At 39.1% G+C, this 5,289-nt stretch carries 4 protein-coding genes; all 4 read left to right on the forward strand.

Annotated features, from left to right (window positions below):
* Nucleotides 1-885, forward strand: an 885-nt coding sequence (locus VJ937_RS10895; RefSeq protein ID WP_324067001.1) for a Fic family protein, incomplete at its 5' end; no start/stop codon positions are given.
* 358 nt (nt 886-1,243) lie between these two features.
* Nucleotides 1,244-3,709, forward strand: coding sequence for a ferrous iron transport protein B (feoB, locus tag VJ937_RS10900; RefSeq protein ID WP_324067003.1), 2,466 nt, complete (start codon nt 1,244-1,246; stop codon nt 3,707-3,709).
* Entirely contained in the window at nt 3,706-3,915 is a 210-nt protein-coding gene (locus VJ937_RS10905; RefSeq protein WP_057951923.1) for a hypothetical protein, read from the forward strand. The genes feoB and VJ937_RS10905 overlap by 4 nt, the downstream gene beginning before the upstream one ends.
* A gap of 120 nt (nt 3,916-4,035) precedes the next feature.
* Nucleotides 4,036-4,881 (forward strand): LytTR family DNA-binding domain-containing protein, encoded by an 846-nt coding sequence (locus VJ937_RS10910; RefSeq protein ID WP_324067005.1) that lies wholly within the window; start codon nt 4,036-4,038, stop codon nt 4,879-4,881.
* The last annotated feature ends 408 nt before the right edge of the window (nt 4,882-5,289 follow it).

Below are 5,289 nucleotides of genomic sequence, written 5' to 3' on the forward strand. Positions count from 1 at the left end.
ACAAATGTAGACGAAGCTCTTTTAGAGAAAGAGGATTTACCATTAGATAAACGAGACGATTGGGAAGAAGTTCAGAACTACATAAAAGCAATGGAATGGGCTAATGAGCACCTTGATAAACTGCCTTTTTCATCACGGTTAATAAGAGAAACTCATCGTGTATTGCTTCAAGGTGTGCGAGGAGAAAAAAAACAACCTGGTGAATTTCGAATTAGTCAAAACTGGATTGGTGGGGCAACAATAAATGATGCTGTATTTATACCTCCAGTTCATAGCTCTGTGCCTGACCTAATGAGTGATATTGAGAAATTTATTTATAACGAAGAATTATATATCCCTGAATTGCTGAAAATTGGACTGGTTCATTACCAATTTGAGACAATTCACCCTTTTCTTGATGGAAATGGTAGAGTAGGACGATTATTAATTCCACTTTATTTGGTAGCCAAAGGAGTATTAGAAAAACCAGTATTGTATTTGTCTGACTTTTTTGAACGAAACAGGCAATTATACTATGATAATTTAACAATTGTAAGAGAAAAAAACGACTTAGGACAATGGTATAAATTCTTTCTTGTTGGAGTGATTGAAACTGCTACAAAAGGAATTGTCACTTTTGACAATATACTACAACTTCAAAAACAAATTGATATTGATATCCAATCATTAGGCAGTAGAGCTTTAAAAGCAAAGAAGGTAATTGACTATCTATACAAACGTCCAATGATTACAGCAGGTAAGGTCAGTGAGATTGCTTCGATTTCTATGCCATCATCCTACAAATTGATTTCAGATTTAGAAAAACTTAAGATATTAAAAGAAAACACTGGAGGACAAAGGAGCAGAGTATATGTATTTGATAATTATTTAAAATTATTTAGATAAAGCCCAGTTGGTACACCGTATAGTTAATTGCCTGTGCAGTGCGTATTCTAGCGGCACAGCTTGTATCAAAAGTAGTTGTAACCTGACAGGAACGTCCTTCGAAATCGGCAGCTAACCATACCGCCAACCGTGTGCGCCCGGCATGGGCATAAGCTATAGGGTGAAAGTCCCGAACAGGCGGTGGTAAGATGTACTAAAAGCTTCTCGTAATTAGTGTTTTTCAAACCCACATCCATCTACACCCGTGTTTTCTACCCAGAAAAATCCTGTTGATAATTTAATTTAGAATTTCTTCCAATGCTATTGGTATGTTAATTGATAGTTACTATTTTTATCCAATCTAAATCAGCATAAGGAAATGCAGTTATCTGAACTGAAGAATGGCGAAAAAGCGGTAATAGTTAAAGTGCGGGGGCACAGTGGTTTCCGCAGGCGAGTAACCGAAATGGGTTTTGTTAGGGGTAAGGAAGTTAAAGTAATTCGGAATGCACCCCTGAAGGATCCGGTAGAATACGAGATAATGGGTTACGACGTTTCTTTGCGGCGCAAAGAAGCCGATATGGTAGAGATAATAACACTTGAGGAAGCCAGAAAATTAGACCTCAACGGATTTACCGGAAGCTTTTCCGATGATGAGGTTTTATATAAATCGGCCGAAATAAAAGGCCGCACAATTAACGTGGCATTTGTAGGAAATCCTAATGCCGGTAAAACCACGGTATTTAATTTTTTAGCGGGCGCCAAAGAGAAAGTTGGTAATTATGGAGGTGTAACCGTCGATGTTAAAAAGGCTGCAGCCAGTATGCACGGTTACGATTTCAATTTCTACGATTTGCCCGGTACATATTCTTTATCGGCCTATTCGCACGAAGAGCTTTTTGTACGAAACTTTATTTTCAATAATACACCCGACATTGTGGTCAATGTGGTGGATGCTTCGAACCTGGAGCGCAACATGTACCTGACCACGCAGCTGATCGACATGCATATACCGGTTGTGATGGCGCTAAATATGTACGATGAGCTTGAGAAAAAACGCGCCAAATTGGATGTGGAGCATCTGGGTGCCATGTTGGGAATTCCCATCGTACCAACAGTTGGTTCTAAGGGCAAAGGCCTTAAGGAGCTTATGCAAAAGGTAATTGATGTGTATGAAAATCGCGACGAAACATTTAAGCTTATTCATATTAATTACGGTCAGGAAATTGAGAAATCAATTGACCGGGTCAAGACGCAGGTAAAGGGCAATAAGCACCTTACAACCACACGTTCGGCACGGTATATTGCCATAAAATTATTGGAACGTGACCGGCATGTGCAGGATGTAATTGCCACTGCGCAAAATGCAGAAAACATACGTTCAGCAGCAGAAACCGAGTCTGAAAGAATTGAACGCATATATCAGGATAAACCCGATGCCGTTTTTACCGATGCCAAATACGGATTCGTGGCCGGGGCACTAACAGAAACTTATTCCGAAAGTCCGGTGAGGCGGCGGCGTAAGACAGAAATTATCGATGCGTTTTTAACCCATAAGCTATTTGGGTTCCCGGTATTTTTCGCCTTCATGTTCATCATGTTTTATGTCACCTTTAATGTGGGACAATACCCGATGGATTGGATCGATTCGCTATTTGCCTGGCTTAACAATATGAGCATCGAGTTTCTGCCAAAAGGTTCATTCCGGCATTTACTTACAGATGGCATTATAAGCGGAATAGGGTCGGTATTGGTTTTCCTTCCCAATATTTTAATTCTGTTCTTTTTCATCAGCCTGATGGAAGATACCGGCTACATGGCCCGGGCTGCATTTATAATGGATAAAGTAATGCACAAAATAGGTCTGCACGGTAAGTCCTTTATTCCATTGTTGATGGGATTTGGTTGCAATGTGCCGGCCATTCTTGCCACCCGTATTCTTGAAAATAAGCAGGATCGCCTACTCACCATGCTCATTAATCCGTTCATGTCGTGTAGTGCAAGGTTGCCGGTTTATATTCTTATTATCGGCGCTTTCTTTCCGCAATATCCCACGCTAATGTTAATGGGTATTTATCTTTTTGGTATTACGCTGGCTGTAATTACGGCGCTTATCTTTAAAAAGGTATTGTTTAAGCAACCCAGCGCTCCTTTTGTAATGGAGTTGCCACCATATCGTGTTCCGACTTTACGTGTTATTTTGCGTCACATGTGGGATAAAGCAGCTGAATACCTGAAAAAGGTGGGCGGCACAATTCTGGTAGCAGTTATCATAATTTGGGCGCTTAAGTTTTATCCGCAAGATACGGAGCAGATTCAAAAAAGGAAGCAGGAAATTGCAAAAGTTGAGCAAAGTTCAGAAATAACAGAGCCTTTGAAGGAGGAGAAGCTTAAGGAAATCAATATGGCTTATGAAAAAGCACATCTTGAGCAATCGTATCTCCGCCAGATAGGTCATGCCATTGAGCCTGTAATTACCCCAATCGGACTCGATTGGCGTATGGGTATCAGTATTGTAACCGGTATTGCAGCCAAAGAAATTGTAGTAAGTACATTGGGTGTAATTTATCAAACAGATGATGAGAATAATCAGTCGCTCATAAGCAAACTAAGGGAGGAAAGCCGCAAAACAGGGGAGAGTAAGGCCATGTATAACCTCAGGGCACTTTCATTCCTTATCTTTATTTTGATTTATTTCCCGTGCGTAGGGGTGGTGGCCGCTGTGAAAAAAGAGACCAACGGCTGGAAATGGCCTGTATTCCTGGTGGTATACACAACAGGACTTGCATGGGTTATGTCCTTTTTAGTATTTCAGGTTGGAAAATTTATGATTCAAGTATTATGATACAGGATATATTGACATATATAGTAGTTGCAGCAAGTTTAGCATTATTTATTCGTTCATTTGTAAGGTTTTTTACCGTGCGCACAAAAATGCACGATGCTGGTGGCGGGGGCTGTGGCTCCTGCGATAAAAGCTGCCCGCTGAAGAGCGTTATGCAAAATATCGAAGGCAATGCCCTGGAGCAAACTCAGGATGCATCGCATTAAATATGCGTAAATGTTTAGGTTTTGTTTTTACACTACAAAATTCACAAAAAAGATACGCATCCACAATAATGTAATAACTTTGCCCTGCCTTAATGTGAACGAATCTCTGAAAATATACTTATGCTTAAGTTCCTAAAAAGACCCTATCCTTTTAACGATGACCTGAAAAGAAATGCCCGGGTAATTTTCTTTATCAGCATTAGTATATTTGTTTTTTTATTGCTTTTTCAACCATTGGAAATCAGCACCCTTGCAGGTAAAGATAAAATTTATCTTATTATTGGATTGGGAGTTATTACATTTTTATCCCTGAGCATCAATTTGCTCGTACTACCAAGTCTTTGGCCGCAAATTTTTTTACATCGTGAATGGAAAATCTGGAAGGAAATTCTGTGGGATCTTTGGTTGCTTTTTACCATTGCTTTGGGTTATTTTTTAATGTACAAAACCCTGGGAATTATAGAGTTTAGTTTTTCTATGATTGTTAAAATGATTATGATTGCCATTATTCCACTCACGGCACTCATCATTTTTAATTACAACCGGCTTTTGCGCCTGCATTTGCGTACAGCAAATAATTTAAACAAACAGTTGGAGCAGAACAGAAAGGTTGAAGATAAATTGGTGCATTTCGATAGTGAGTATCAGAAAGATAAACTTTCACTTAAACCGGGCCTGATTATTTTAATCCGTTCTGCCGACAATTACATTGAAGTCTTTTGGCGCGACGGAACAACCATAAAAAGTCAGTTGATTCGATCTACTTTACTTAAAGTCAATGAACTCTTATCTGATTACAACTATTTTTTTAAGTGCCATCGCTCATTTTTGGTCAATATTAATCAAATTGATCGTGTTGAAGGGAACTCTCAGGGATATAAACTATATTTTCACAGCCTAAATTTAGAGGTTCCCGTCTCCAAAAATGCCATCAAAGATTTAAAATCTCGTATAAAATTCCTGTAATAATTGACCTCGGACTAAGCAAAACTACTGAAGGTTAAGTGTCACTAAATGAGCGTGTAAGGTGCATGTCATTTAGCGTCAGTCTATTCCGTGTGCTGTTTTTTTTGTGATTTAAAGCCAGGCAAGTTTGCCGAAGATCAATCGGAGTAGCTCCTGTCTTAACCCGATAAAAATAGGACGCGGATTATACCGATTGATTAATCTGTGGTTTATGTTTTCTTGAAAATCTATTGCTACACAAAAATTCAGCGAGCAAACCAAAAAAAAATATCGTTGATAGACGGATTATCGCAGAGAAGCGTAGATCCGTTATCCGCTTTAATCAGCATATCTATGATATTTCTATCGCCAACGCAAAGCGCTAAATACGCTGCGATTATTCTACTACACATATTTTTTACAGAATTT

Source organism: Salinivirga sp. (assembly GCF_035268865.1).
In the GTDB taxonomy this organism is placed as follows: domain Bacteria; phylum Bacteroidota; class Bacteroidia; order Bacteroidales; family Salinivirgaceae; genus Salinivirga.